The sequence below is a fragment of the Streptomyces alboflavus genome (genome assembly GCF_000716675.1).
Classification (GTDB): domain Bacteria; phylum Actinomycetota; class Actinomycetes; order Streptomycetales; family Streptomycetaceae; genus Streptomyces; species Streptomyces alboflavus.
Window position 1 is genome coordinate 78,690 of record NZ_JNXT01000010.1, and the last position, 23,921, is coordinate 102,610.

At 72.4% G+C, this 23,921-nt stretch carries 23 protein-coding genes; 14 read left to right on the plus strand and 9 right to left on the minus strand.

The annotated features are described in order from the left end of the window. Window positions 1–11 precede the first annotated feature (11 nt). From OO63_RS10435 to OO63_RS10450, 4 genes are all read left to right on the plus strand, one after another. Window positions 12–1,397 (plus strand): sensor histidine kinase, encoded by a 1,386-nt coding sequence (locus OO63_RS10435; RefSeq protein ID WP_030359078.1) that lies wholly within the window; start codon window positions 12–14, stop codon window positions 1,395–1,397. Window positions 1,398–1,724: 327 nt separating this feature from the next. Continuing rightward, on the plus strand, window positions 1,725–2,384 hold the full coding sequence (locus tag OO63_RS10440; protein WP_282916681.1) for a response regulator transcription factor: 660 nt from the start codon (window positions 1,725–1,727) through the stop codon (window positions 2,382–2,384). 326 nt (window positions 2,385–2,710) lie between these two features. Continuing rightward, a complete protein-coding gene (locus OO63_RS10445) occupies window positions 2,711–4,645 on the plus strand; it encodes a 2-oxoacid:acceptor oxidoreductase subunit alpha (protein WP_030359080.1) in 1,935 nt (644 codons plus the stop codon). Continuing rightward, window positions 4,638–5,720 (plus strand): 2-oxoacid:ferredoxin oxidoreductase subunit beta, encoded by a 1,083-nt coding sequence (locus OO63_RS10450; protein WP_030359081.1) that lies wholly within the window; start codon window positions 4,638–4,640, stop codon window positions 5,718–5,720. The genes OO63_RS10445 and OO63_RS10450 overlap by 8 nt, the downstream gene beginning before the upstream one ends. Window positions 5,721–5,809: 89 nt before the next feature. On the opposite strand, the gene OO63_RS10455 is transcribed toward OO63_RS10450, so the two are convergent. Further along, the gene (locus OO63_RS10455) at window positions 5,810–6,199 is read right to left on the minus strand and encodes a winged helix-turn-helix transcriptional regulator (protein WP_030359082.1); all 390 of its coding nucleotides are present in this window, start codon (window positions 6,197–6,199) and stop codon (window positions 5,810–5,812) included. Window positions 6,200–6,309: 110 nt separating this feature from the next. Between OO63_RS10455 and OO63_RS10460 the strand changes: the two genes are divergently transcribed. Both OO63_RS10460 and rarD read left to right on the plus strand, forming a co-directional pair. Next, window positions 6,310–7,170 (plus strand): SDR family oxidoreductase, encoded by an 861-nt coding sequence (locus OO63_RS10460; RefSeq protein WP_030359083.1) that lies wholly within the window; start codon window positions 6,310–6,312, stop codon window positions 7,168–7,170. A 183-nt stretch (window positions 7,171–7,353) separates the two neighbouring features. Further along, window positions 7,354–8,391, plus strand: a complete 1,038-nt coding sequence (gene rarD, locus OO63_RS10465) for an EamA family transporter RarD (protein ID WP_033263998.1) — start codon at window positions 7,354–7,356, stop codon at window positions 8,389–8,391. Here rarD and OO63_RS10470 read toward each other — a convergent pair. Beyond that, the gene (locus OO63_RS10470) at window positions 8,388–9,266 is read right to left on the minus strand and encodes an NAD(P)H-binding protein (RefSeq protein WP_078619060.1); all 879 of its coding nucleotides are present in this window, start codon (window positions 9,264–9,266) and stop codon (window positions 8,388–8,390) included. The genes rarD and OO63_RS10470 overlap by 4 nt on opposite strands. A gap of 191 nt (window positions 9,267–9,457) precedes the next feature. Between OO63_RS10470 and OO63_RS10475 the strand changes: the two genes are divergently transcribed. After that, entirely contained in the window at window positions 9,458–10,333 is an 876-nt protein-coding gene (locus OO63_RS10475; protein ID WP_033263999.1) for an AraC family transcriptional regulator, read from the plus strand. On the opposite strand, the gene OO63_RS10480 is transcribed toward OO63_RS10475, so the two are convergent. Beyond that, window positions 10,273–11,868, minus strand: a complete 1,596-nt coding sequence (locus OO63_RS10480) for an MFS transporter (protein ID WP_078619061.1) — start codon at window positions 11,866–11,868, stop codon at window positions 10,273–10,275. The genes OO63_RS10475 and OO63_RS10480 overlap by 61 nt on opposite strands. A gap of 103 nt (window positions 11,869–11,971) precedes the next feature. Here OO63_RS10480 and OO63_RS10485 point away from each other — a divergent pair, with 103 nt between their 5' ends. Further along, on the plus strand, window positions 11,972–12,430 hold the full coding sequence (locus OO63_RS10485) for a winged helix-turn-helix transcriptional regulator (protein ID WP_030359088.1): 459 nt from the start codon (window positions 11,972–11,974) through the stop codon (window positions 12,428–12,430). On the opposite strand, the gene OO63_RS10490 is transcribed toward OO63_RS10485, so the two are convergent. Beyond that, entirely contained in the window at window positions 12,427–13,047 is a 621-nt protein-coding gene (locus OO63_RS10490; RefSeq protein WP_051810733.1) for a CGNR zinc finger domain-containing protein, read from the minus strand. The two genes, OO63_RS10485 and OO63_RS10490, sit on opposite strands and share 4 nt — an antisense overlap. 147 nt (window positions 13,048–13,194) lie before the next feature. Here OO63_RS10490 and OO63_RS10495 point away from each other — a divergent pair, with 147 nt between their 5' ends. Then, window positions 13,195–13,644, plus strand: a complete 450-nt coding sequence (locus tag OO63_RS10495; protein ID WP_030359090.1) for a VOC family protein — start codon at window positions 13,195–13,197, stop codon at window positions 13,642–13,644. Window positions 13,645–13,696: 52 nt separating this feature from the next. Here the strand turns inward: OO63_RS10495 and OO63_RS10500 are convergent, their stop codons facing one another. Next, entirely contained in the window at window positions 13,697–14,110 is a 414-nt protein-coding gene (locus tag OO63_RS10500) for a cupin domain-containing protein (protein ID WP_030359091.1), read from the minus strand. A gap of 51 nt (window positions 14,111–14,161) precedes the next feature. Here OO63_RS10500 and OO63_RS10505 point away from each other — a divergent pair, with 51 nt between their 5' ends. Together OO63_RS10505 and OO63_RS10510 are read left to right on the plus strand one after the other, a co-directional pair. Next, entirely contained in the window at window positions 14,162–15,145 is a 984-nt protein-coding gene (locus tag OO63_RS10505) for a GlxA family transcriptional regulator (RefSeq protein WP_030359092.1), read from the plus strand. Window positions 15,146–15,272: 127 nt separating this feature from the next. Further along, window positions 15,273–15,905, plus strand: a complete 633-nt coding sequence (locus OO63_RS10510) for a GNAT family N-acetyltransferase (RefSeq protein WP_030359093.1) — start codon at window positions 15,273–15,275, stop codon at window positions 15,903–15,905. A 57-nt stretch (window positions 15,906–15,962) separates the two neighbouring features. Here OO63_RS10510 and OO63_RS10515 read toward each other — a convergent pair whose 3' ends face one another. Beyond that, on the minus strand, window positions 15,963–16,850 hold the full coding sequence (locus OO63_RS10515) for a TIGR03619 family F420-dependent LLM class oxidoreductase (RefSeq protein WP_030359094.1): 888 nt from the start codon (window positions 16,848–16,850) through the stop codon (window positions 15,963–15,965). A gap of 188 nt (window positions 16,851–17,038) precedes the next feature. On the opposite strand from OO63_RS10515, the gene OO63_RS10520 reads away from it, so the two are divergent. From OO63_RS10520 to OO63_RS10530, 3 genes are all read left to right on the plus strand, one after another. Continuing rightward, a complete protein-coding gene (locus tag OO63_RS10520) occupies window positions 17,039–18,514 on the plus strand; it encodes a hypothetical protein (RefSeq protein ID WP_234311208.1) in 1,476 nt (491 codons plus the stop codon). 168 nt (window positions 18,515–18,682) lie between these two features. Continuing rightward, complete coding sequence (locus OO63_RS10525) at window positions 18,683–19,645, plus strand: M28 family metallopeptidase (RefSeq protein WP_030359096.1); 963 nt, start codon at window positions 18,683–18,685, stop codon at window positions 19,643–19,645. A 145-nt stretch (window positions 19,646–19,790) separates the two neighbouring features. After that, entirely contained in the window at window positions 19,791–20,405 is a 615-nt protein-coding gene (locus OO63_RS10530; RefSeq protein WP_030359097.1) for a flavodoxin family protein, read from the plus strand. Between the two features lie 24 nt (window positions 20,406–20,429). Here OO63_RS10530 and OO63_RS10535 read toward each other — a convergent pair whose 3' ends face one another. The 3 genes from OO63_RS10535 to OO63_RS10545 all read right to left on the minus strand — a co-directional run bounded on the left by OO63_RS10535 (window position 20,430) and on the right by OO63_RS10545 (window position 23,802). Then, the gene (locus OO63_RS10535) at window positions 20,430–21,479 is read right to left on the minus strand and encodes an ABC transporter permease (protein ID WP_078619062.1); all 1,050 of its coding nucleotides are present in this window, start codon (window positions 21,477–21,479) and stop codon (window positions 20,430–20,432) included. Then, window positions 21,466–22,419: an ABC transporter ATP-binding protein gene (locus tag OO63_RS10540; RefSeq protein ID WP_030359099.1), complete on the minus strand. Its 954-nt coding sequence runs from the start codon at window positions 22,417–22,419 to the stop codon at window positions 21,466–21,468. The genes OO63_RS10535 and OO63_RS10540 overlap by 14 nt, the downstream gene beginning before the upstream one ends. 129 nt (window positions 22,420–22,548) lie before the next feature. Next, window positions 22,549–23,802 (minus strand): LolA family protein, encoded by a 1,254-nt coding sequence (locus OO63_RS10545; protein ID WP_030359100.1) that lies wholly within the window; start codon window positions 23,800–23,802, stop codon window positions 22,549–22,551. Window positions 23,803–23,921 lie beyond the last annotated feature (119 nt).

A 23,921-nucleotide genomic window follows, 5' to 3' on the forward strand; every position in this document is an offset into this window, starting at 1 on the left:
GGATGACAGCGATGGCCACGGATTACGGACAGGGGTACGGACACGTCATGGAAGCCGACGTCGAGGACCACCGCGGCCACGGCGGTCAGCGGGGCGGCGGGCGCGACGAGGGCCGTCTTGGCCGCCTCCCGGTCGCCCTGCGCGCACCGCTGGAGGGGCGCGCGTGGCGTGAAGTCCTGTACGTGCTCCTCTCCTTCCCGATCAGCATCATCGGCTTCGTCTTCGCGGTCACGATGCTGTCGACCGGGGTGGCGCTCGCCGTCACGTTCATCGGCATCCCCGTGCTCGCCCTGGGGCTCATGGCCTGCCGCGGCTTCGGCGCCCTGGAGCGGATCCGGGCCCGGACGCTGCTCGGGGTGGACGTCAAGGACCCGCACCCGCTGAAGCCCCGGGACAAGGGCTTCATGGCGTGGATGGGGGCCGTCCTCAAGAGCGGGGTCTCCTGGCGGCACGTCCTGTACGCGCTGATCCACATGCCGTGGGCGATCTTCTCGTTCGTCGTGACGGCGGTCTTCTGGACGTACGGCTGGACGATGCTGACGTACCCGCTGTGGTTCTGGCTGTTCCCGCTCTACGGGGGGCAGGACGGCATCCAGCTCTACGGCGACGACGGCCACCGGATATACCTGGACAACCCCTTTGAAATCAGCCTCACCGCTGGTACGGGACTGCTCGTCACGCTGGCCACGCCCTGGATCGTCCGCGCCCTGACCACCGTCGACCGGCTGCTCGTCCTCGGCCTCCTCGGCCCCTCGCGTCTGGTGTCACGTGTCGTCGAGCTGGAGTCGGACCGGGGGGTCGTCGTGGACACCGCGGCGGCCGACCTGCGGCGCATCGAGCGGGACCTGCACGACGGGGCGCAGGCGCGGCTCGTCGCCCTCGCCATGGACCTCGGCCTCGCCAAGGAGAAGCTGGCCGAGGACCCGCAGGCGGCGGCGCGGATGGTGGACGAGGCGCACGGCGAGGTGAAGGTCGCGCTGCAGGAGCTGCGGGATCTCGCCCGGGGGATCCACCCCGCGGTCCTCACCGACCGGGGGCTCGACGCCGCGCTCTCCGCGCTGGCCGCGCGGTGCACCGTGCCGGTGGAGGTCGAGGTGGATCTGGCCGCGCGGCCCGCCGCCGCGATCGAGGGGATCGCCTACTTCACGGTGTCCGAGCTGCTGCAGAACATCAGTAAGCACAGTGGGGCGGGGCGGGCCTCTGTGGACGTGTGGAAGGTCGAGGACCGGTTGATGCTGCAGGTCGGGGATGACGGGCGGGGTGGGGCCGATGTGTCGGCCGGGTCCGGGCTCGCGGGGCTCGCGGAGCGGTTGGACGCGGTGGACGGGATTCTGGTGGTCGAGTCGCCCGTCGGGGGGCCGACGCTGATCACGGCCGAGCTGCCCTGGCGGGGCTAAGCCTCTCTGGCGGGGGCGCCTCGGTCCTGCCTCTGCCCTGGGGTCCAGGGGGTGGGTGTTCCCTTCGGGTGGGACAGCCGCCCCCGATCGGCGCTCCACGCCTCGTCCTCAAACTCCCCCAAGCTCTTAAGGAGCAGGGGGTACCCCCACGACGGGCTGGAAACTTCGCCGAGGCGGGCTGACATGCGCCGCCGCACGGGCTGAAATCGGAGTCGTACGACACTCTTCACCTCAGCCCGGCGCGGGCTCGTCCGAATGCTGGGATGCTGGAGCCTGTCAATGGGGCGGGGACAGGCTGTGGGGGTCCAGAACATCGTGGAGGACAAGGTGCGGGTGGTCATCGCCGAGGATTCAGTGCTGCTCAGGGAGGGCCTGACCCGGTTGCTGACCGACCGCGGGCACGACGTGGTCGCGGGGGTGGGTGACGCGGAGGCGCTGATCAAGACGATCACCGAGTTCGCGGCACAGGGCACGCTGCCGGACGTCGTGGTCGCGGACGTGCGGATGCCGCCGACGCACACCGACGAAGGGGTGCGCGCGGCCGTGCTGCTGCGCCAGCGCCATCCGGGGCTCGGCGTGCTGGTGCTCTCGCAGTACGTGGAGGAGCAGTACGCGACGGAGCTGCTCGCCGGGTCGAGCCGGGGCGTGGGCTATCTGCTCAAGGACCGGGTCGCCGAGGTCAGGGAGTTCGTGGACGCGGTCGTGCGCGTCGCCCAGGGCGGCACCGCGCTCGACCCCGAGGTCGTGGCGCAGTTGCTCGGGCGCAGCCGCAAGCAGGACGTCCTCGTGGGTCTCACCCCGCGCGAGCGGGAGGTCCTCGGCCTGATGGCGGAGGGGCGGACCAACTCTGCCATCGCGCGCCAGCTTGTCGTGAGCGACGGGGCGGTCGAGAAGCACGTGAGCAACATTTTCCTGAAGCTCGGGCTCTCGCCCAGTGACGGGGACCATCGGCGGGTACTCGCGGTCCTGACCTATCTCAATTCCTGACCTCGGTTCTTGCCTAACCTGACCTCGGTTCCGGGCCCCCGCTCCTGGACCGAGGGCCCTTCGTCCCGTCACCGGGACGAGGTCACGCACAGCGACACCGCACCACCGCAACACGGTCCTAGAACCAAAGGATGAGCGGAGAACGTCTTCATGACAGGCCGGGGGGCGAGTCACAGCATGACAAATCAGGGCATCCAGCCGTCTCAAAGGTGCGTCCACCATGCGAGCGGCCCTAAGAAGGTGACCCTTACAGACGTAGGGTGGGCGATGGGAGGGCAGGGCGGCCTGCCGCTCCCGCACAGCCGCCTCGAGGGAGGTCCAGTTCAGTGACCAGCCAGGTCAGTAGCCCGGCCGAGCAGGCCGACGAAGCCGTCGTAGGGGAGCAGCGCAAGGCCGCTGCGGGCGAGAAGGACGTGCGTCGTCTCGACCGGGTGATCATTCGGTTCGCGGGTGACTCCGGTGACGGCATGCAGCTCACGGGTGACCGGTTCACCTCCGAGACGGCGTCCTTCGGCAACGACCTGTCGACGCTGCCGAACTTCCCCGCCGAGATCCGCGCCCCCGCCGGGACGCTGCCCGGTGTGTCGTCGTTCCAGCTGCACTTCGCGGACCACGACATCCTCACCCCGGGCGACGCGCCGAACGTCCTGGTCGCGATGAACCCGGCGGCGCTGAAGGCGAACATCGGCGACGTGCCGCGCGGCGCCGAGGTGATCGTGAACACGGACGAGTTCACCAAGCGGGCCATGCAGAAGGTGGGGTACGAGACCTCGCCGCTTGAGGACGGCTCGCTGGACGGCTTCCAGGTGCACCCGGTGCCGCTGACCACGCTGACGGTCGAGGCGCTGAAGGAGTTCGACCTGTCCCGGAAGGACGCCGGGCGCAGCAAGAACATGTTCGCGCTCGGCCTGCTCTCGTGGATGTACCACCGGCCGACCGAGGGCACCGAGAAGTTCCTGAAGACCAAGTTCGCCAAGAAGCCGGAGATCGCCGCCGCGAACATCGCCGCGTTCCGCGCGGGCTGGAACTTCGGCGAGACGACCGAGGACTTCGCGGTCAGCTACGAGGTGGCGCCCGCGGCGAAGGCGTTCCCCACGGGCACGTACCGCAACATCTCCGGCAACCTCGCCCTGTCGTACGGCCTGATCGCGGCCGCGCGCCAGGCGGACCTGCCGCTGTACCTGGGCTCGTACCCGATCACGCCGGCCTCGGACATCCTGCACGAGCTGAGCAAGCACAAGAACTTCGGCGTGCGGACCTTCCAGGCCGAGGACGAGATCGCGGGCATCGGCGCGGCTCTCGGCGCGGCCTTCGGCGGCTCGCTCGCCGTGACCACGACGTCCGGCCCCGGTGTGGCGCTGAAGTCGGAGACCATCGGCCTCGCGGTGTCCCTGGAGCTGCCGCTCCTGATCGTCGACATCCAGCGCGGCGGCCCCTCCACGGGCCTGCCGACCAAGACCGAGCAGGCGGACCTCCTCCAGGCGATGTACGGCCGCAACGGCGAGGCCCCGGTGCCCGTCGTCGCCCCGCGCACGCCCGCTGACTGCTTCGACGCGACCATCGAGGCGGCCCGGATCGCCGTCACGTACCGCACCCCGGTCTTCCTGCTGTCCGACGGCTATCTGGCCAACGGCTCCGAGCCGTGGCGCGTACCGGACACCGACGAACTGCCGGACCTGCGCACCCAGTTCGCCACCGGGCCGAACCACACCCTGGAGGACGGCACCGACGTCTTCTGGCCGTATCTGCGCGACCCGCAGACCCTCGCCCGGCCGTGGGCGATCCCTGGCACGCCGGGCCTGGAGCACCGCATCGGCGGCATCGAGAAGCAGGACGGCACCGGCAACATCTCCTACGACCCGGCCAACCACGACTTCATGGTCCGCACCAGGCAGGCCAAGGTCGACGGCATCGAGGTGCCCGACCTGGAGGTCGACGACGCGAGCGGCGACGCCCGGCTGCTCGTCCTCGGCTGGGGCTCGACGTACGGCCCGATCACGGCGGCGGTGCGCCGGCTGCGCGCCGCCGGGCAGAGCGTCGCGCAGGCGCATCTGCGCCACCTCAACCCGTTCCCGAGGAACCTGGGCGAGGTCCTGAAGCGTTACGACAAGGTGGTGATCCCCGAGATGAACCTCGGTCAGCTCGCCACCCTGATCCGCGCCCGTTACCTCGTGGACGCGGTCTCGTACAACCAGGTCAACGGCATGCCGTTCAAGGCCGAGCAGCTCGCCACGGCTCTCAAGGAGGCCATCGATGGCTGACACCACGCTCGAGGGGCCCACAGGTTCCCAGACGCTTCTGAAGCTCGTGCCCAAGGCCGAGGGCAAGCAGTCCATGAAGGACTTCAAGTCCGACCAGGAAGTGCGCTGGTGCCCCGGCTGCGGTGACTACGCGGTCCTGGCCGCCGTGCAGGGCTTCATGCCCGAGCTCGGGCTCGCCAAGGAGAACATCGTCTTCGTCTCCGGCATCGGCTGCTCGTCCCGCTTCCCGTACTACATGAACACGTACGGGATGCACTCCATCCACGGCCGCGCCCCGGCCATCGCGACGGGCCTCGCCTCCAGCAGGCGCGACCTGTCGGTCTGGGTCGTCACGGGTGACGGCGACGCGCTGTCCATCGGCGGCAACCACCTCATCCACGCGCTGCGCCGCAACGTGAACCTGAAGATCCTGCTGTTCAACAACCGGATCTACGGCCTCACCAAGGGGCAGTACTCCCCGACCTCCGAGGTCGGCAAGATCACCAAGTCGACGCCGATGGGCTCGCTCGACGCGCCCTTCAACCCGGTGTCCCTGGCGATCGGCGCGGAGGCGTCCTTCGTGGCGCGCACGGTGGACTCCGACCGCAAGCACCTCACCGAGGTCCTGCGCCAGGCCGCCGACCACCCGGGCACGGCCCTTGTGGAGATCTACCAGAACTGCAACATCTTCAACGACGGCGCCTTCGAGGTCCTGAAGGACAAGCAGCAGGCCGAGGAGGCCGTGATCCGCCTGGAGCACGGCGCGCCGATCCGTTTCGGGGCCGACAACTCCAAGGGCGTCGTCCGCGACCCGGCCACCGGTGACCTGAAGGTCGTCGCGGTGACGGAGGAGAACCAGTCGCAGATCCTGGTCCACGACGCCCACGCCGCGTCCCCGACCACGGCCTTCGCGCTGTCCCGCCTCGCCGACCCCGACACGCTGCACCACACGCCCATCGGCGTCTTCCGCAGCGTGGACCGGCCGGTGTACGACACGCTGATGGCCGACCAGCTCGACGCGGCCATCGAGCAGCGCGGCAAGGGTGATCTCGCTGCGCTGCTGGCCGGCGGGGATACCTGGACTGTGGTCGGGTAAGCGCTTCGACTGCGGGCCGTTCGTGGCTGGTCGCGCAGTTCCCCGCGCCCCTTAGGGGCGCCTCCGGCACCGGAGCCCGGTCCTGACCGTCAGGACCGGGCTTCGTCGTACTTCGCGCGTGCCTCCAGCACGTCGTCCATCCGTCGGTCCGTCCACGCCGCGAGGGTGTGGACCAGCTCGGCGGCTTCGCGGCCCAGGCCGGTGAGGGAGTAGTCGACGCGGGGCGGGATGACCGGCTTGGCGTCGCGGTGCACCATGCCGTCGCGCTCCAGGGTCTGGAGGGTCTGGGTCAGCATCTTCTCGCTGACGGGCCGGCTGCCCAGGGCGTCGATCGCGCGGCGCAGCTCACTGAAGCGGTACGAGCGCTCGGCGAGGGTGATCAGGACGAGGACGCCCCAGCGGCTGGTGACGTGCTCGAGCACGAGGCGGTGGGGGCACATCTGCTCGGTGTCCAAGGTCCACTTGGTACTTACGGCCATACCAGTACCTTACTTCAAAGTGGGTACTTACGGATAGTTAGTGCCGGAGCTAGGGTGAGTGGCATACCCCGTCACAACAGCCCTGACCAGGCCATACAGGAGATTTCGCCATGAGCATCGTCGTCACCGGAGCCACCGGCCACCTCGGCCGCCTCGTCGTCACGGGCCTGCTGGACGCGGGCGTGCCCGCCGACCAGGTCGTGGCCGTCGTACGGAACAAGGAGAAGGCCGCGGACCTGGCCGCGCGCGGCGTGGAGCTGCGCGTCGCCGACTACAGCGCGCCCGAGACGCTCGCCGGGGCCTTCGCCGCGGGCGACAAGGTGCTCCTGATCTCCGGCAGCGAGGTCGGGCAGCGGGTGCCGCAGCACCGGGCCGTGATCGACGCGGCGCGGGCCGCGGGCGTCGCGCACCTCGTCTACACGGGCGTGCTCGGCGGGCCCGCCGCCGACTTCGACCTGGCCGCCGAGCACAAGGTCACCGAGCAGGCGATCCTCGACTCGGGCCTGCCGTACACGTTCCTGCGCAACGGCTGGTACCACGAGAACTACACGGAGCACCTGGCCCCGGTCCTCGCCCACGACGCCGTCGTCGGCAGCGCGGGCACGGGCCGGGTGGCCTCGGCCGCCCGCGCCGACTACGCCGCCGCGGCCGTCGCGGTCCTGACCGGCGAGGGCCACGAGGGCGTCGCGTACGAGCTGAGCGGGGACACGGCGTGGAGCTTCCCCGAGTACGCCGCCGAGGTCGCCGCGCACTCCGGCAGGCCCGTCACGTACCAGGAGGTCTCCCCCGCCGAGCACCGCGCCGTGCTGACCGGCGCCGGGATGCCGGAGCCGATCGCCGCGATCCTCGTGGACGTGGACGCGGCGATCGGGCGCGGACTGCTCGCCGGGGGCAGCGGCGATCTGGCCCGCCTCATCGGGCGGCCGACGACGCCGATGGGCGAGGCGATCGTGGCGGCGCTCAAGGGCTGAACCCCACGGGGATCGCACCGGGATCAGGCCGCGATCAGGCCGCGATCAAGCCTGGATCGCACCGGGTTCGCCTCCGGAGACGGGCTGTCATGACCGTATTGCGATACGGACATGACAGCCGTGCCCCGGGGGCGCTACCTTCGTGCTCGGCAGCGAGCGGCTGCCCCGCACGAAGGAGGAGCCGTGACCCCAGCGCAGGCGAAGGCCGAGGCACGGATAGGTCTGCTCAACGGCTTCGCCGCGTACGGCATGTGGGGCCTCGTGCCCCTCTTCTGGCCGCTGCTCAAGCCCGCGGGCGCGGGCGAGATCCTGGCCCACCGCATGGCGTGGTCCCTGATCGTCGTCGGCGTCGCGCTGCTCGTCGTGCGCCGCTGGGCCTGGGCCGGTGAGCTGCTGCGCCAGCCGCGCAAGCTGGGCCTGGTGACGGTGGCCGCGGCCGTGATCACCCTCAACTGGGGCGTCTACATCTGGGCCGTGAACTCCGGCCACGTCGTCGAGGCCTCCCTCGGCTACTTCATCAACCCCCTGGTCACCATCGCCATCGGCGTCCTGCTGCTCGGCGAGCGGCTGCGCCCCGTGCAGTGGACGGCCGTCGGCGTCGGCCTCGCCGCCGTCCTCGTCCTCGGCTTCGGCTACGGCCGCCCGCCGTGGATCTCCCTCGTGCTCGCCTTCTCCTTCGCCACGTACGGCCTGGTCAAGAAGAAGGTCAACCTCGGCGGCCTGGAGTCGCTCGCCGCCGAGACCGCCGTGCAGTTCCTGCCCGCGCTCGCCTTCGTGGTGTGGCTCGGCACGCAGGGCGATGCCACCTTCGCCACCGAGGGCTTCGGGCACGCCGCGCTGCTCGCCGCCACGGGCGTGGTGACGGCCGCGCCGCTGGTCTGCTTCGGCGCCGCCGCGATCCGGGTGCCGCTGTCCACGCTCGGGCTGCTCCAGTACCTGGCGCCCGTCTTCCAGTTCCTGCTCGGCATCCTGTACTTCCACGAGGCGATGCCGCCCGAGCGGTGGGCCGGGTTCGCGCTGGTGTGGCTGGCGCTCGTGCTGCTGACCTTCGACGGTCTGCGCACCGCGCGGCGCAACGCGGTGCGGGCGGCCGCGCTCGCCGCCCAGGCCCGCTCGACCACCACGACCGACCCGGCCGACCCGGCCGTCACGACCGCCCCGGCCGTCGAGGCGGACAAGACCGACGACGCCGCCCCGGCCACCCCCGCCGCCTCCCGCTAGCCCCAGGCCCCCGCCGCCGCAGCCGACTTCACGTACGCGCCGAAGTCCTTCGGCTCCCGCCCGAGCACGTCCCGTACGCCGGTCGCCAGCGAGGACAGGTGGCCCTCGGCGACGAACGTGAAGAGGTCGGTGAACTCCTGGGCGGCGGCCGCGGGCACGCCGTCCGTGGTCAGCTCCGCCAGGAACTGCTCCGGCGAGATCGCCTCGAAGCGCATCGGGCGCCCCGACGCCTCCGCGATCTCCGCGACCGCCGCGCCGTAGGTGAGCGCGCGCGGCCCCGAGAGCTCGTACACGCGGTGCGTGTGGCCGTCCTCGGTGAGCAGCGCGACCACGACGTCCGCGATGTCCTCCACGTCGACGAACGGCTCGACCGTCTCGCCGACCGGCAGCGCGAGGCGGCCGCCGAGGAGCGGCGCGTGGAAGAAGTCCTCGGAGAAGTTCTGCGCGAAGTTGTTGGCCCGGACCACCGTCCAGTCGACGCCCGCGTCCGCGACGGCCCGCTCGGCCCGCGCCATGCCCGGCAGGAAGGACTCGCCGGACACGTCGGCGCCGCGCCCGGACAGGACCACGAAGCGCCGCACGCCCGCCGCCGCGGCCTGCGCCACGAAGTCGTCGACGGGCTCCGGGTCCTCCGGCGCGATCAGGTAGAGCCCGGTCACGCCGGCCAGGACCGGGGCCCAGGTGGTCCGGTCGTGCCAGTCGAAGCGGGTCTCGCCGGAGCGGGAGGCCGCCCGCACGGTGTGGCCCGCGGCGCGCAGCCGGGGCACGACGCGGCGGCCGGTCTTGCCGGTGGCGCCGAGGACGAGGAACAGGGGGTCGGTGCGGTCGGAGCCGTCGGTGCGGTCGGAGCGGTCGGAGTGCGGTGTTGTCGTCATGCGGCAAGCCAACCCCCGTGCCGTTCCTGGTGACATGGGCGGGCGTCTTGGCCCCATAGGCGTGCGTCTCACACCCGCCGGAGTCCCGCCCCGCCACACACCCGCCACACCCGCCTCTCGCCCGCCGCAGTCCGCCCCACGGGTACCGCGGCCCGCCCCGCCGCGGCGGTGCTCCGTTTACGGTTGACCGCATGGACGCTCTGGGGGATCTGCTGCGTGGCATCCGCGCCGACGGCGCACGGTTCAGTCGTACGGTCCTGAGCGGGGCGTGGGAGTCGAAGCCGCCGGAACCCGCCGCGCTGACGCTGGTGATGGTGTTGCGGGGCGAGGCGCGGGTGACGCCGGGGCCCGGGGTCGTGGGGGTCGGCGGCCTGCGGACGGTCACGGCCGGGTCCGCCGCCGTCAGCACCTCCGCGCCGTACCGCGTCGCCGCCGCCGACAGCGCCGAGACCGAGCTGGTCACCGGCGCCTACCAGTGGGACGGGGCCGGCGGGCGGCGGCTGCTCACCGCGCTGCCGCCGCTGCTCGTCGTCCCGGGCGGCGAGGAGTGCCTGACGATCATCGAGCTGATCGCCGAGGAGGTGGCCGCCGAACGGCCGGGCCGCCAGTACGTGATGGACCGGATGCTCGACTGGCTGCTCGCCTGCACCCTGCGGGACTGGTTCGACCTGCCCGAGGCGCGGCCGCCCGCCTGGTACCGGGCGCTCGGCGACGACGTGGTGGGCCCGGCCCTGCGCGCCATGCACGACGAGCCGGGCCGGGCCTGGACGGTGGCGTCCCTCGCCGGGCGCGCCCAGGTGTCCCGCGCGGCGTTCGCCAGGAACTTCGCCGACCTGGTGGGGGTGCCCCCGATGGCGTACCTCACCGAGTGGCGCATGGCCCTGGCCGCCGACCTCCTCGCGGAGCCCGGCGCCACGGTCGCGGCGGTGGCCGCGCGGGTGGGGTACGCCGACGGGTTCGGCTTCAGCGACGCCTTCAAGCGGATCCGCGGGGTCACACCGAGCGGCTACCGCGCCTCCCTGACGGCGCGCCGCGCGGACTCAGGGGCGCTCAGGGCGGCGGGCTGAGCGCCGCTGCCCGCGACCGTGCGCCCCGGGCCACTGCCCGTGCCCCGCTCGCCACTTGAGCCGTCACGTGACCCGCCATGTGACACACCACGTGACCCGCTTCCGGACCCGGCACCCGGCCCGGCGCCACGCCCACCGCCCCGGCTCGTCCGCACGCCGACCATCGCGACCACCGTGCCCAGGACCGCCATGACCACCGGCACGACCAGCGCCCAGCGGAACGCCGCCAGATCGGCGTCCGCCGCCCCGCCCGCGCCCCCGCCCGCGTGCGCACCCCCGGAGACCAGGCCGTGGACAGCTGTCACAGCCGAGATGCCGATCGCCGCGCCGAACTGCGTGGCGGTCTGAAGCAGTCCGCTCGCGAGCCCCTGCTCCCGCTCGGCGACCCCGTCCGTCGCCGCGATCATCTGCGGGCCGAGCGTGAGCGCGAAGCCGGTGCCCGCGAGCAGCAGCGTCGGGAACATCGCGAGGTACGGCCAGTCCGCGCCGACCGGCAGGAAGAGCCCGTACCCCACGGCGGCCATGACGAAGCCGCCGAGGATCACGCGCGCGTTGCCGAACCGCCGGACCAGGCGCGGGGTGAGCGTCGGCGAGAGGATCACGTCGCAGCCGAGGACGATCATCGCGACGGCGGTCTGCCAGGACGACCAGCCGCGCAGGTCCTGGAGGTAGAGCGTCAGGACGAACTGGAAGCCCATGAAGGCCCCGAGATAGAGCAGCGCCCCGAGCCCGGCCCGCACCACGGACCCCGTACGGAAGATCCCGAGCCGCACCAGCGGGTCCGCCGTGCGCCGCTCGATGCCGACGAAGGCCCCGACGAGCAGCAGCCCCGCGAGCACCGCGGCGGCCGTCAACGGCCAGTCCGCGAAGCCGTGTTCGAGCCGTACGACGCCGAAGGCGAGCAGTAGCATGGCCCCGGCCGCCGCCGCGGCCCCGGGCAGGTCGAACCGGCGCGAGGGCCCGGTCCCGGCGCGGGGCGGCTCCGGCGGGACGAGCCGCAGCGCCGCCACGAGGATCGCGGCCGCGAAGAACACCGGCGTGAAGAACACCCACTGCCACCCGAGTTCGGTGAGCAGCCCGCCGACGACCAGGCCGAGCGAGAAGCCGCCCGCCGAGGTCCCGGCGAAGACGAGGAGCGCCTTGTTCCGGTCGGGGCCCTCCGCGTACGAGGTGGTGATGATCGACATCGCGGCGGGCGTCATGAACGCCGCGGCCACGCCGGTGACGAAGCGTGCGACGACCAGCATCCAGCCCTCGGTCGCGAAGCCGCCGAACCCGGAGAAGACCAGGAAGATCCCGAGCCAGAGGAGGAACATCCGCCGTCGGCCGAGCAGGTCGGCGGCCCGGCCGCCGAGGAGGGTGAAGCCCGCGTAGCCGAGGACGTAGGCGCTGACGACCCAGGCCGCCATGCCGGTCGAGAGGCCCAGGTCGGACCGGATCGAGGGGATCGCGATCGCGACCATCGCGATGTCGATGCCCTCTAAAAAGATCGTTCCACACAGTACGAGCAGCAGTGCCCAGGCGCGGGCGCCCATGAGGACTCCTTGGTCTCGGGTGTCGGCCTCGGGGTGTCGGTTACTCGACCGAGGGCCGGTTCCTTCTTGTAACCAAGGGAATCGTGGGGCAGCATCGACAGGTATGGAAGAAGGCACTTTGAAGTCACCGGGTAACTCCAAAGGCACCGTGGGCTCGCCCGTGAACGACAGGGACTATGGCGACGCCGATCCCTTCCAGTGGGACACCCGCGAGGACTGCCAGGTGCGGCAGATCCTCGACCGGGTCGCCGACAAGTGGTCGCTCCTCGTGATCGCGCTCCTGGACCGCCGCCGCCTGCGCTTCACCGAGCTGCGGCGCGAGATCGACGGCATCAGCCAGCGCATGCTGACGGTCACCCTGCGCCAGCTGGAGCGCGACGGCCTGGTCCTTCGCACGGTGCATCCGGTGGTCCCGCCGCGCGTGGAGTACGAACTCACGCCCCTCGGCGGCACGTTGCACCACACGATCCAGTCCCTGGTGACGTGGACGGAGGAGCACCAGGGGGAGATCGCGGCGGCGCGGACGGCGTACGACGCGCGCGAGGCGGAGGCGGACCACTAGGCCTTCGGGGGCGCCGTGCCCTTCGGGGTCGCCGAGTCCGCCGAGTCCTTCGGGGTCGCCCGGCTCGCCCGGTGCGTGCGCGCCTTCGCCCTGTTCCCGCAGCGCTCCATCGCGCACCAGCGCCGCCGTCCCGGCCGTGAGGTGTCCACGAAGAGCAGGAAGCAGTCGTGGGCGGAGCACTCGCGTACGCGCGGGGCGTACGGGCCGGTGAAGAGGTCGACGGCGTCGCGGGCGACCGTCGCGAGGAGCTGGGTGCCGGTGCCGCCGGGGGTCCAGGCGCGGGTGCCGTCCGGCTCGATGCGGGCGGCGAGCGGGGGCGCGGCCGCGGCGGCGTTGAGCGCCGCGAGGTGGCGGGGGTCCCAGGGGCGGCCGTGGGCGTGGTCGGCCGTGAACAGGAACAGCGCGTCGCGCAGGTCCCTCACCGACGCCAACTCGGCCTCTGTGACGGTCAGTCCGGGGCATCCGCCGAGGCGGCTCGCGGCCGCCCACGCGGCCAGGTCCGAGGGCTCGCGCAGCGTCTCGAAGCGGGCGAACTCGCCGGGGCCGCCGGTCGCGAGCAGTTCCAGGCAGAGCGCGCCGGGGTCGAAGCGGTAGACCTGCCCGTCCGGCGGCCGCATGATCACGCCCTGCGGGCGCCCCGGCCCACCCGCCGACGCGCCGCCTCGGCCATCACGGCCATCACGGCCGCCCCGGCTTTCCCGGGCTTCTCGGGTTTCTCGCTTCTCGTCCGGCACATAACCACTATAAGCGGTTACGATGAAGGCATGACCCTGCACTGGAAACTCGTGATCGATGCGCAGGACCCGCACGCCCAGGCCGCCTTCTGGGGCGAGACGCTGGGGTACGAGGTCGAGGACAACAGCGCCCTGATCGAGCGACTGCTCGGTTTCGGCGCCGTGACGGAGGCCGACACCGTCGACTTCCGGGGACGCCGGAGCTTCCGCGACCTCATCGCCGTACGGCATCCGGACGACCCCGTCGACGAGGAGACCGGCACCGGCCTCGGGCGGCGGCTGCTCTTCCAACGCGTCCCGGAGACGAAGTCCGGCAAGAACCGGCTGCACGTGGACGTGCACGCCGCGCCCGGCACCCGCGAGAAGGAGCAGACCCGCCTGGAGGCGCTGGGCGCGACCGCGCTGCGGCACGTCCAAGAGCAGGGCGGCGAGTGGGTGGTGATGGCCGACCCGGAGGGAAACGAGTTCTGTCTGACGTAGGCCGGGCGGGCGCGGGGCGGCGGGGCGGGCGCGGGGCGGTGGCGCGCGCCCGTCAGGCCAGCGCGTGGCCCGTCGTCGCGTCCACGTAGTCCGGGATCTCCTCGTGCCGGTCCCCCACCGTCAGCGTGCCCGTGGGCTCGAAGAGGAGGATCGAGGCGCGGCCGCGGGCGATCGGCTTGTGCTCCGTGCCGCGCGGGACGGTGAAGACGGAGCCCCGGGGCAGCGTGACGGTGCGCTCGCCCGCCTCGTCGCGCAGGGCGATGTCCACCTCCCCCTCCACCACGAGGAAGAACTCGTCGGTGTTCTCGTGGACGTGCCAGAGGTACTCGCCCTCGACCTTGGCGACGCGGACGTCGTAGTCGTTGACGCGGGTGACGATGCGGGGGCTCCACAGCGCGTCGAAGGAGGCCAGGGCGTCGGACAGGGCTATCGGATCGCGGCCGCGGGCGGCGGTTTCGTTGGTCATGGACTCATCGTCGGCCTTGGCCGGGGCCGCGACGAGTGCTAGAAATCGCATATGGCGCAAGAAAACTCTCACGGCTCCGCCGCTCCCCGCCTCCACCGCGTCGTCGTCATCGTCGACGAGAACTCCAACCCCTTCGAGCTGGGCTGCGCCTCCGAGATCTTCGGCCTGCGCAGGCCCGAACTCGGCCGGGAGCTGTACGAGTTCACGCTCTGCTCGCCCGAGCCCCGCACCCTGATGCGGGACGGCTTCTTCACCCTCACCGGGGTCGCCGCCCTCGACGCGGCCGACACCGCGGACACCCTGATCGTGCCGAACCGCCCCGACACCTGGGTCCCCCGCCGCCCCGCCGTCCTCGCCGCCGTCCGCAGGGCGCACGCGCGCGGCGCCCGCCTCGTCGGCTTCTGCAGCGGCGCCTTCACGCTGGCCGAGGCCGGGGTCCTCGACGGGCGCCGGGCCACCGCGCACTGGCAGTGGGCGGACGACTTCCGGCGCCGCTTCCCCGCCGTCCACCTCGAACCGGACGTCCTCTTCGTCGACGACGGCGACATCCTCACCGCCGCGGGCAGCGCCGCCGCGCTCGACCTCGGACTGCACGTCGTGCGCCGCGACTTCGGCGCGGAGATCGCCAACTCCGTGTCGCGGCGCCTGGTCTTCGCCGCCCACCGGGACGGCGGCCAGCGCCAGTTCGTGGAACGCCCCGTCCCCGACGTGCCCGACGAGTCGCTCGCGCCGCTGCTCGCCTGGGCCCAGGAGCGCCTCGGCGAACCCCTCACGGTCCCCGACCTCGCCGCGCACGCCGCCGTCAGCCCGGCCACACTGCACCGGCGCTTCCGCGCACAGCTCGGCACGACCCCGCTGGCCTGGCTGAACGGCGAGCGCACCGCGTTCGCGTGCCGCCTCATCGAGCGCGGCGAGGAACGGCTCGACGTGGTCGCCCACCGGAGCGGCCTCGGCACGGCGGCCAACCTGCGGGCCCGCCTCCGCCGTGAGACGGGCCTCAGCCCGTCCGCGTACCGCCGCCGCTTCGGCCCCTGAACCCGCCCCGGCCACGCCCGCGGAACGGGCCGTTCACCCGCACCCGCGCCCCGCCCGCACACGCCAAAACCCTTGCGGTCGCGAAGAGATACCCCTGGCCCGAGCACCGAAGATCACCAAGTGCACAATGAGCCGCATGTCGATGACCAATACAACGAATGCGGCGAGTGCGGCCAATTCCCCGCGCCCCGCGACGCTCGACGACGCCACGGCGATCAGCCGCACCCTGACGCTCGCGTTCGACGACGACCCGATGATGCGCTGGTTCTTCCCCGACGAGGCCACGCGCGAGGCGGGCCTCGGGCGGTACTTCGCCACCATCTTCACCCGGCAGTACGGCCGTCACGGCGTCTGTGAGCGCACCGAGTCCGCCGCCTCGTTCTGGGTGCCGCCGGGCGCGCAGGACAAGGCCGTGCCGGACGCCGAGACCGTCCAGGAGCTGTCGGAGATCCTGGGCGACCGCGCGCCGCTGTTCCGCGAGGCCGTCGAGCTGGCCGCCGAGCACGGCCCCAAGGAGCCGCACTGGTACCTGGCCGTCGTCGGCGCCGACCCCGCCGCCCAGGGCCAGGGCCACGGCTCCGCCCTGCTCCGCTCGGGCCTCGCCAAGGCCGACGCGGACGGCCTGCCGGTCTACCTGGAGTCGTCCAAGCCCGCCAACATCCCGGTCTACGAGCACTTCGGCTTCACGGTGCTCGGCGAGGTCGAGCTGCCGGGCGGCGGCCCGGCCCTGTGGGCGATGCGGCGCCCGGCGGCGGCCTGAGGGCTCCCTCCGTGGTGGCCCGGCCCCGCCACCAGGGCCGGGCCACCACAGCGGCCCCTAGCCCCGCCGCACCCGCTCAAGCACCGCACTCCCCAGCTCCAGCGCCTCCCCCGGCTCCCGCACGCACTGCTGGAGGTCCACGAAGCAGCTCTCCGCCCCGGTGTCCCGCACCCCGCGCAGCACGGCGGCGATGTACTCGGCCGTCGCCCCGGGCCTCGGGTTGTGCCGGATCTGGCGGCGCAGCGCGTCCGGGTCCCGACCCGCGTCCTCGGCGGCGCGCCGCGCGATCCCCCACAGCCCCGCCTGCGCCTGTGCGGGCAGCGAGACGCCGACCCACCCGGCGGCCCTGCGGCCGACGCGGGCCATCGCGGCCGGGCTGAACCCGCCCAGGTAGAGCGGCGGCCCGGCAGGCTGGGCGGGACGGAGCCCGACGTACGAGCGCGGGATCTCCCAGTGCTCGCCCTTGTGCCCGAAGACCTCCTGCGCCCAGATGCCCTCCAGGATGTCGAGGATCTCCTCCAGGCGGGCCCCGCGTTTGCCGAAGTCGGCGTTCACAGCCGTGTATTCGTCCCGCAGCCAGCCGATGCCGAGCCCGGCGTCCAGGCGGCCGCCGCTGACCTGGTCCAGGGAGGTGAGCGAGCGCGCGAGGAGCAGGGGCGGGTACCAGGGGGCGTTGAGGGTGCTCGTGCCGAGCCGGACCCGGGTGGTGGCGGTGGCGGCGACGGTGAGCACGACGAGCGGGTCGAGGAAGGTCTTGTACTCGGCCGGGTACGGGTGCTCCGGGGTGTGTCCGGGGTAGAGGTCGCTGGGCTCGACCGGGGTCAGCGAGCGGTCGCCGACCCAGAGCGAGTCGAACCCGGCGGCCTCCGCGTCCCGCGCGAAGGGGGCGACGGCCTCGGCGCGGGCGTGGGTTCCGTACTGCGGCAGCGCGATACCTATGTGCATGGGCTCATCCTGGCGGCGGCAGGGGCCTTCGCCCGAACAGCCCACGCCGTGAACCGCACGACACCCGCGCCGCACCCGCGGCCGCGCCCGCCCCACCGGCATCGCCGCCCCGCACGGACAGCGCCCCCACGCCACGCCGACAACTTATGTACTGCCTGAGTCCACCTCCTGTTTCCTACCGTGGTCCCGTGGCCGTCGTCGAGAAGTGGAAATCGCAGAGCAGCCGACCCGAGCGTCGCGACCGCGAACGACCGGCCCACCGGCTGCTCGTCGCCGTGTGCGCCCTCTTCGCCCTCGCCTCGCTGGCCCTCGTCCCCCTCGACCTGCGGCTCGGCTGGGACGAACTGGTCTACGCCAGCCGCTTCGGCCCCTACGCCCCCGACCAGGCACCCGGCGTGCCCTTCAGCGCGCCCCGCACCCGGGGCGTGCCCGTGCTGCTCGCACCCGTCGCCTCCTGGAGCGACTCGGTCGTGCTGCTGCGGATGTGGCTGACGGCGCTCGCGACCGCCGCGCTGTACCTGGGCTTCAGGCCCTGGCTGCGGTCGATGCCGCGGCTGCCGTACGTGGCGGGGATCGCGGCCGCGCTGTACGGCACCCTGTGGACGGCCGTGTTCTACGCCGACGCCGCGATGCCGAACCACTACACGGCCATGGGCACGGCGGCCGCCGTCGGCCTCTTCCTGCGCCGCCGCCCCGGCCCCCGCGCCTGCGCGGGCATCGCCGCCGGAGTCCTCGTCGCCACCCTGATGCGGCCCAACGACGGCGTCTCCGTGGCCGTGCCGCTGCTCGCCGCCGCCGTCCTGGTGCCGCTGTGGCGCTCGCGCGCCCGGGCGCTCGCCGTGCTCGGCGGCCTCGGTGCGGGTCTGCTGCCGTGGGCGATCGAGGCGTACGTTCGCTTCGGTGGCGTACGCGAACGGCTCAGCGACGCCAGCGAAGTGCAGGGCGGGCTGCGGTTCACGGACTCGCTCCTGCACCAGTTCACGGCGATCGACGGGCCCCTGCTGTGCCGTCCGTGCGAGGGCGACGGGGTGCGGGTGCCCGCCCTGACGTGGTGGGTGCTGCTCGCCGTGCTCGTGCCGCTCGGGCTGTGGTCGGCGCGGCGGTTCCGGCAGACGGCGACGGCGGCGCAGCTGGCCCTGGTCGTGGGGCTGTGCGCCGCGCTGCCCTACGTCCTCGTGGTGCCCTACACCGCGCCCCGGTTCCTGCTGCCCACCCACGCGCTGCTCGCGGTGCCCGCGGCGCTCGGGGTGCTCGCGGCGGTGCGGTGGGCCCGCGCCGCGCGGCGGCCCGCGCTGGCCGGGGGCGTGCTCGCGGGGCTGCTCGCCGGGCATCTGGCCATGCAGGGCTCCCTCGTCAGCGCCAACGCCCGGATCCAGTCCGAGGCGCGGGAGGACTGGGCGCGGGTGGCCGCGGTCGTGCACGAGCGCGGGGTGCGGCCGCCCTGTCTGCTCGGCGGCAACACGTCGGTGATCCCGCTGGCGTACGTGGCCGGCTGCGAGCCCGCCCCGCGCGCGCACGAACGAAAGCCCGGGGACCGGCGGCGGCCCGACGTGCTGGTCCTTCGGCAGCATGCGGCGCCGCCGTGGGCCAGGGATTGGCAGCGGGTCGCGGTGCCGGACACGTACGCGCGCGGCTGGCGCGTTCTCGTACCGCCCGACCTGTGAATTTCCGTCGTACGGGCGGAGTTTGAGGGCCCGGCGCGATGACCCGGCGAACCGGTATGCGGAACACTCCGTCCGGATCCCGCTCTTGACGTGAACTCAACACCGCTCCACCATCGGGCACTCCAGGCTCATTCGGAATTCAACTCACGGAAAGCCGGAGCCCCCCACATGAGACTCTCCGTCACCGGACGCAGCGCGGCCGCGGCCGTCATCGCCGCCGCCGCACTTCTGACAACCAGCGCGATATCCACCGCGGCCACCGGATCCACCGGCACGTCCGCACCCCCGCGCGCGGCCGCCCCGGACATCCCCGTGGCCAACGTCAAGGCCCACCTCTCGCAGTTCCAGTCGATCGCCTCCGCCAACGGCGGCACCCGGTCGCACGGCAGCGCGGGCTACAAGGCCTCCATCGACTACATCAAGGGCAAGCTGGACGCCGCCGGATTCACCACCACCGTGCAGCAGTTCACCACCAGCGGCCGCGTCGGCTACAACCTGATCGCCGACTGGCCCGGCGGCGACGCCAACCAGGTCGTCATGGCCGGTTCGCACCTCGACAGCGTCAGCCGCGGCGCCGGCATCAACGACAACGCGTCCGGCTCGGCCGCCGTCCTGGAGACCGCGCTCGCGGTGTCCCGTGAGCAGTACAAGCCCACCAAGCACCTGCGGTTCGCCTGGTGGGGCGCCGAGGAACTGGGCCTGATCGGCTCCTCGAACTACGTCCGCGGCCTGCCCGCGGCCGAGCGCACGAAGATCAAGAGCTATCTGAACTTCGACATGATCGGCTCGCCGAACCCGGGCTACTTCGTCTACGACGACGACCCCACCATCGAGCGGACCTTCAAGGCGTACTACTCGGGCCTGAACGTCAGCACCGAGCCGGACCGCGAGGGCGACGGCCGCTCCGACCACGCGCCGTTCAAGAACGCGGGCGTCCCGGTCGGCGGCATCTTCTCCGGCGCCAGCACCGCCAAGTCCTCGGCCCAGGCCCAGAAGTGGGGCGGCACGGCGGGGCAGGCGTTCGACCGCTGCTACCACGCGTCGTGCGACACCACGGCGAACATCAACAACACGGCGATCGACCGCAACAGCGACGCGGTCGCGTACGCGGTGTGGGGGCTCTCCTCCTAGGCCGCCGACCGGGCCGCCGACCGGGCCTCCGGACGTAGCTCCCCGGACCTAGGTCCCCCTGGACGCGAATGCTTGCGCGTGCATATAGTGCACGCGCAGGCATTCGCTGTGCGCAAGCAGCGCGCACTTCATCCCAGGGAGACCCATGGCCACCCGCAGCTTCCTCTTCGTCCACGGCAGCGCGCGCCCCGACGGCAACACCGCCATGCTGGCCCGCAAGGCCGCCGAGCAACTGCCCGCCGACGTCGAGCAGCGCTGGATCGACCTCGCCGACCACCCGCTCCCCGACTTCAAGGACCTGCGGCACGACGACTCCGTCCCGCGCGCCCGCCCCCGCCCGGAGGGCGACACCGAGGCGCTGCTCCTGGACGCCACCCTCGCCGCCACGGACATCGTGATCGCGTCGCCGCTGTACTGGTACTCGGTGTCGGCCACCACCAAGCGCTACCTGGACTACTGGGACGCCTGGCTGGAGGTGCCGGAGCTGAGCTTCAAGGACGAGATGGCGGGGCGCACGCTGTGGGGCGTGACGGCGCTCGCGGACCGCAACGAGGCGGCCGCGGACCCGCTGGTCGGCACCCTGCGCAACACCGCCGCGTTCTTCCCGATGCGCTTCGGCGGCGTCCTGTTCGGCAACGGCACCCGCCCCGGTCACGTCCTGAACGACACCGAGGCCCTGGCGCGCGCCAAGACGTTCTTCGCCCAGGAGGACATCCCGCTGGCCACGTTCCCATTCACGTCCTCGGACTACAGCGAGTAGGCCCTGGACGGTGAGCGGGCCGAGCTAGGAGGCGATGTCCTTCGCCCCGAACCGCGCCCACGCCGCCGAGCCGAACACCCCCGCGTACAGCGCCTGGAGGCCGAGGTTCTTCACCAGGTCGTCCCAGTAGACGGGGTCGCGCATCAGGTCGGCGAACGACAGCCAGTAGTGCGAGAACAGATACGGGTGGATCGCGTGCAGCTGCGGGATCTGGTCGACGATCTGGACGGTGATGAGCAGGCCCACGGTCGTCGCCATGGCGGCGATGCCGCTGCTCGTCATCGTCGACACGAACAGGCCGAGCGCCGAGACCCCGATCAGTGAGGCGGCCACGACCAGCGCGATCAGCAGGGCCCGCAGCAGCCCGTCCGAGAAGCTGATCCGCGTCCCGGAGATCGTCGTGACCTCCCCCAGCGGGAACAGCAACGCCCCCACCGCCAGCGCGGACGCCGCCACCACCAGCGTCGCGACCAGGCAGAACGTCAGCGCGGCGGCGTACTTGGCGAGCAGCAGGCGGGTGCGGCCCGCGGGTGCCACCAGGAGGTAGCGCAGCGTCCCCGCGCTCGCCTCGCCCGCGATGGCATCGCCCGCGACGACGCCGATCGCCATCGGCAGGAAGAACGGCAGGGTCGCCGCCAGCGCCGTGAACACCAGGAACAGACCGTTGTTGGTGACCTGCGCGATGAACGCGGGCCCGCCGCCCCCGTCGGGACCGCCGCCGCCGACGGAGCCGCCGTCGCTCGTCTCGATCTTCACGGCGATGCCCACGAGCACGGGCACGGCGGCGAGCACCGCGAGCAGCGCGAGGGTGCGCCAGCGGCGGAAGGTGAGGGACAGCTCGCTGCGGAACAGGCCCAGGGTCCAGGCGAGGCGCACGGGGCGGGGCTCGGTGGGGTGAGCCCTGTCGGCGTGCGCTGTGGTGGCGTGGGCCTTGGCGGCATGCGGCGTGGTGGCGTGGGCCTTGGCGGCATGCGCCGTGGTGGCGTGCGCCGTGGTGGCGTGCGTCGTGGCGGGGCTCGTCCCGTCCGCCCCGTCCGTGCCATCCGCCCCGGCCGTCACTTCAGCCCGCGACATCAAATCCCTCTCCCGTCAGCGCGACGAACGCGTCCTCCAAGGAGGCCCGTTCGACGCCGAATCCACGGACGCGGACGCCCGCCTCGACCAGTGCGGCGTTCACGTCGGCGAGGTCCGTGCCGGGCGGCTCGCCCGTGACGCGGTCCTCGGTGACGACCAGGTCGGCCACGCCCAGCTCCTTCAGGACGCGGGCCGCGTCGCCGGTGTCCGGCGTCGTCACCGAGAGCCGTCCGCGCGCGCCGGCCGCGAGTTCGGCGACCGGGCCCTGCGTGATCAGACGGCCCTGCGCCATCACCGCCGCGTGCGTGCAGACCTGCTCGATCTCGTCCAGGAGGTGCGAGGAGAGGAAGACGGTGGTCCCGTCGGACGCCAGCTCCCGCACCAGGGAGCGGATCTCGCGCATGCCCTGCGGGTCGAGCCCGTTCGTCGGCTCGTCGAGGACAAGCAGTTCGCGCGGCTGCAGCAGGGCGGCGGCCAGGCCGAGGCGCTGCTTCATGCCGAGCGAGTACGCCTTGGCCTTCTTGCCCGCGGCCGCCGTCAGGCCGACCCGGTCCAGGGCCGCGTCGGCGCGCGCCCCGCGGGTGCGGGGGTCGGCGGTCGGGTCGGCGGAGTCGTACCGCAGGAGGTTGTCGCGGCCGGAGAGGAAGCCGTAGAGCGCGGGGCCCTCGATGAGCGCGCCCACGTGCGGCAGGACCCTGCGGGTCTCGAACGGCATGGGGCGGCCGAGGACCTTGGCGCGGCCGGAAGTCGGCTCGATCAGGCCCATCAGCATGCGGATCGTCGTGGTCTTGCCGGAGCCGTTGGGGCCGAGGAACCCGAAGACGCTGCCGCCCGGGACGCTGAGGTCGAGGCCGTCCACGGCGAGGTGCTTGCCGTACCGCTTGGTCAGCCCGGACGTCTCGATCACGCTGCCCCTGGTCCCGCCCGTGGTGCTCGGCACCGGCTTCCTCCCGTTGAACGTCTGGCTGAACGATGGGCGGCGGTTGGGAGGTACCGGTTCCGGTACCTCCCAACCGCCGCCCGCTCTCACGTGCTCACGGCGCCCGGCCCCGCTGGGCCGCACACGGCTCTACTGGGCCGCGTTCGCCGCCTTGACCAGCGCGTCCTTCGTGACCGCGCCGACGTACACCTTGCCGTCGTCGGTGACCAGGGCGTTGATCAGGCGGGTCTTGAAGACCGTGCCCGAGCCGAAGTCGCCGTTCACCTTGTCGCCGAGGGAGTCGAGGAACTTCGCCGCCTCCTGCGGCACCTCGTCGGAACCGGCGGCCGACGTCGGCAGGCCCTGGCCGCCCGGCAGCTTCAGCTCGGCGATGGACGTCCAGCCCTCGCCGATGACGTTCAGGCCCTCGGGGCCCTCGCCCTCGAAGTCCCCGCCGCGGTGGCCGGGCTTCTTGGACCCGTCGCCCTCCTCGGTGACCTTCGTGCCCTTCGGCGGCTTGAAGTCGAAGGTGGACGCCGACGGCTTGCCGAAGTCGACCTTCGTGAAGCCCGCGTCGACGACGGCGGAGCCGCCGCCGGCCGGGGACAGCGTGAACTTCAGCGGCGTACCGGTCTTCTCGTCCACCGCGACGGTGATCTGGCCGACCGTCGAACCGGAGTCCTTCGGCTTCAGCACCAGGCGGTAGGCGTCCCGGCCCGCGACCTGCGCGCTGCCGTCGACCTTCACGGACGTCGAGGACTTCTCGGCCGCCTTCAGGGCCTGCTCGGCGAACTCCTTGGGCGTGGCGGGAAGTTCCTTCGGCAGGTCCTTGCCGCCCTTGTCGCCCTTCTTGTCGGCGTGGCCGCCGCCGTCCTTGGAGTGATACGCCTCGTTCGACGCGCTGTCGTACGCCCAGACGTCGTCGCCGTTGTGGATCAGGCTGTACTCGGCGGCGTCGTCGAGCACCGACAGCTTCTGCTTGTCGGGGCCGTCGGCCGCGATCCGCAGGGTGTGCGTGCCGGAGGCCAGCTCCATCAGCTTGGCGCTCGGGTCGGCCGCTCCCTTGCCGCCCTTGCCGCCCTCGTCGTCCCCGCCGCCCCCGGCGCCCGGCGCAAAACCGCCGGTCATGCCGGAGCCGAACGACGGCAGGCCCAGGTCGGTGCTGATCTTCACGGTGCCGGAGAGCTGCTCGGTGTCCGACGCGGCGATCTTCTCGATGAGTTCCTGTGCGGTGATCTCCGGCAGATCCGGGTCACCCGAGGTGGCGAGTGCCGGGACGAGCCCGATGGTCGCCGCGGCCACCCCCGCCACCGCGAGCGGGACGACATAGCGCACGGCCTTGCGGCGGCCCGCGCTGAGCTCGTCTGCCTCGGTGGTGTCCTGCTCCGGTTCGTACGGTGCCATTGTGTGCCTTACCTCCGTCGTCGGCGGCGGCGATTCGTTCCTCGCGTGCACTCGTCCACCCCGCGCCGCCATTCTCACCCGAATTGGTCAGGATGTGGTTGTCGGTACCTGTCTTCGTC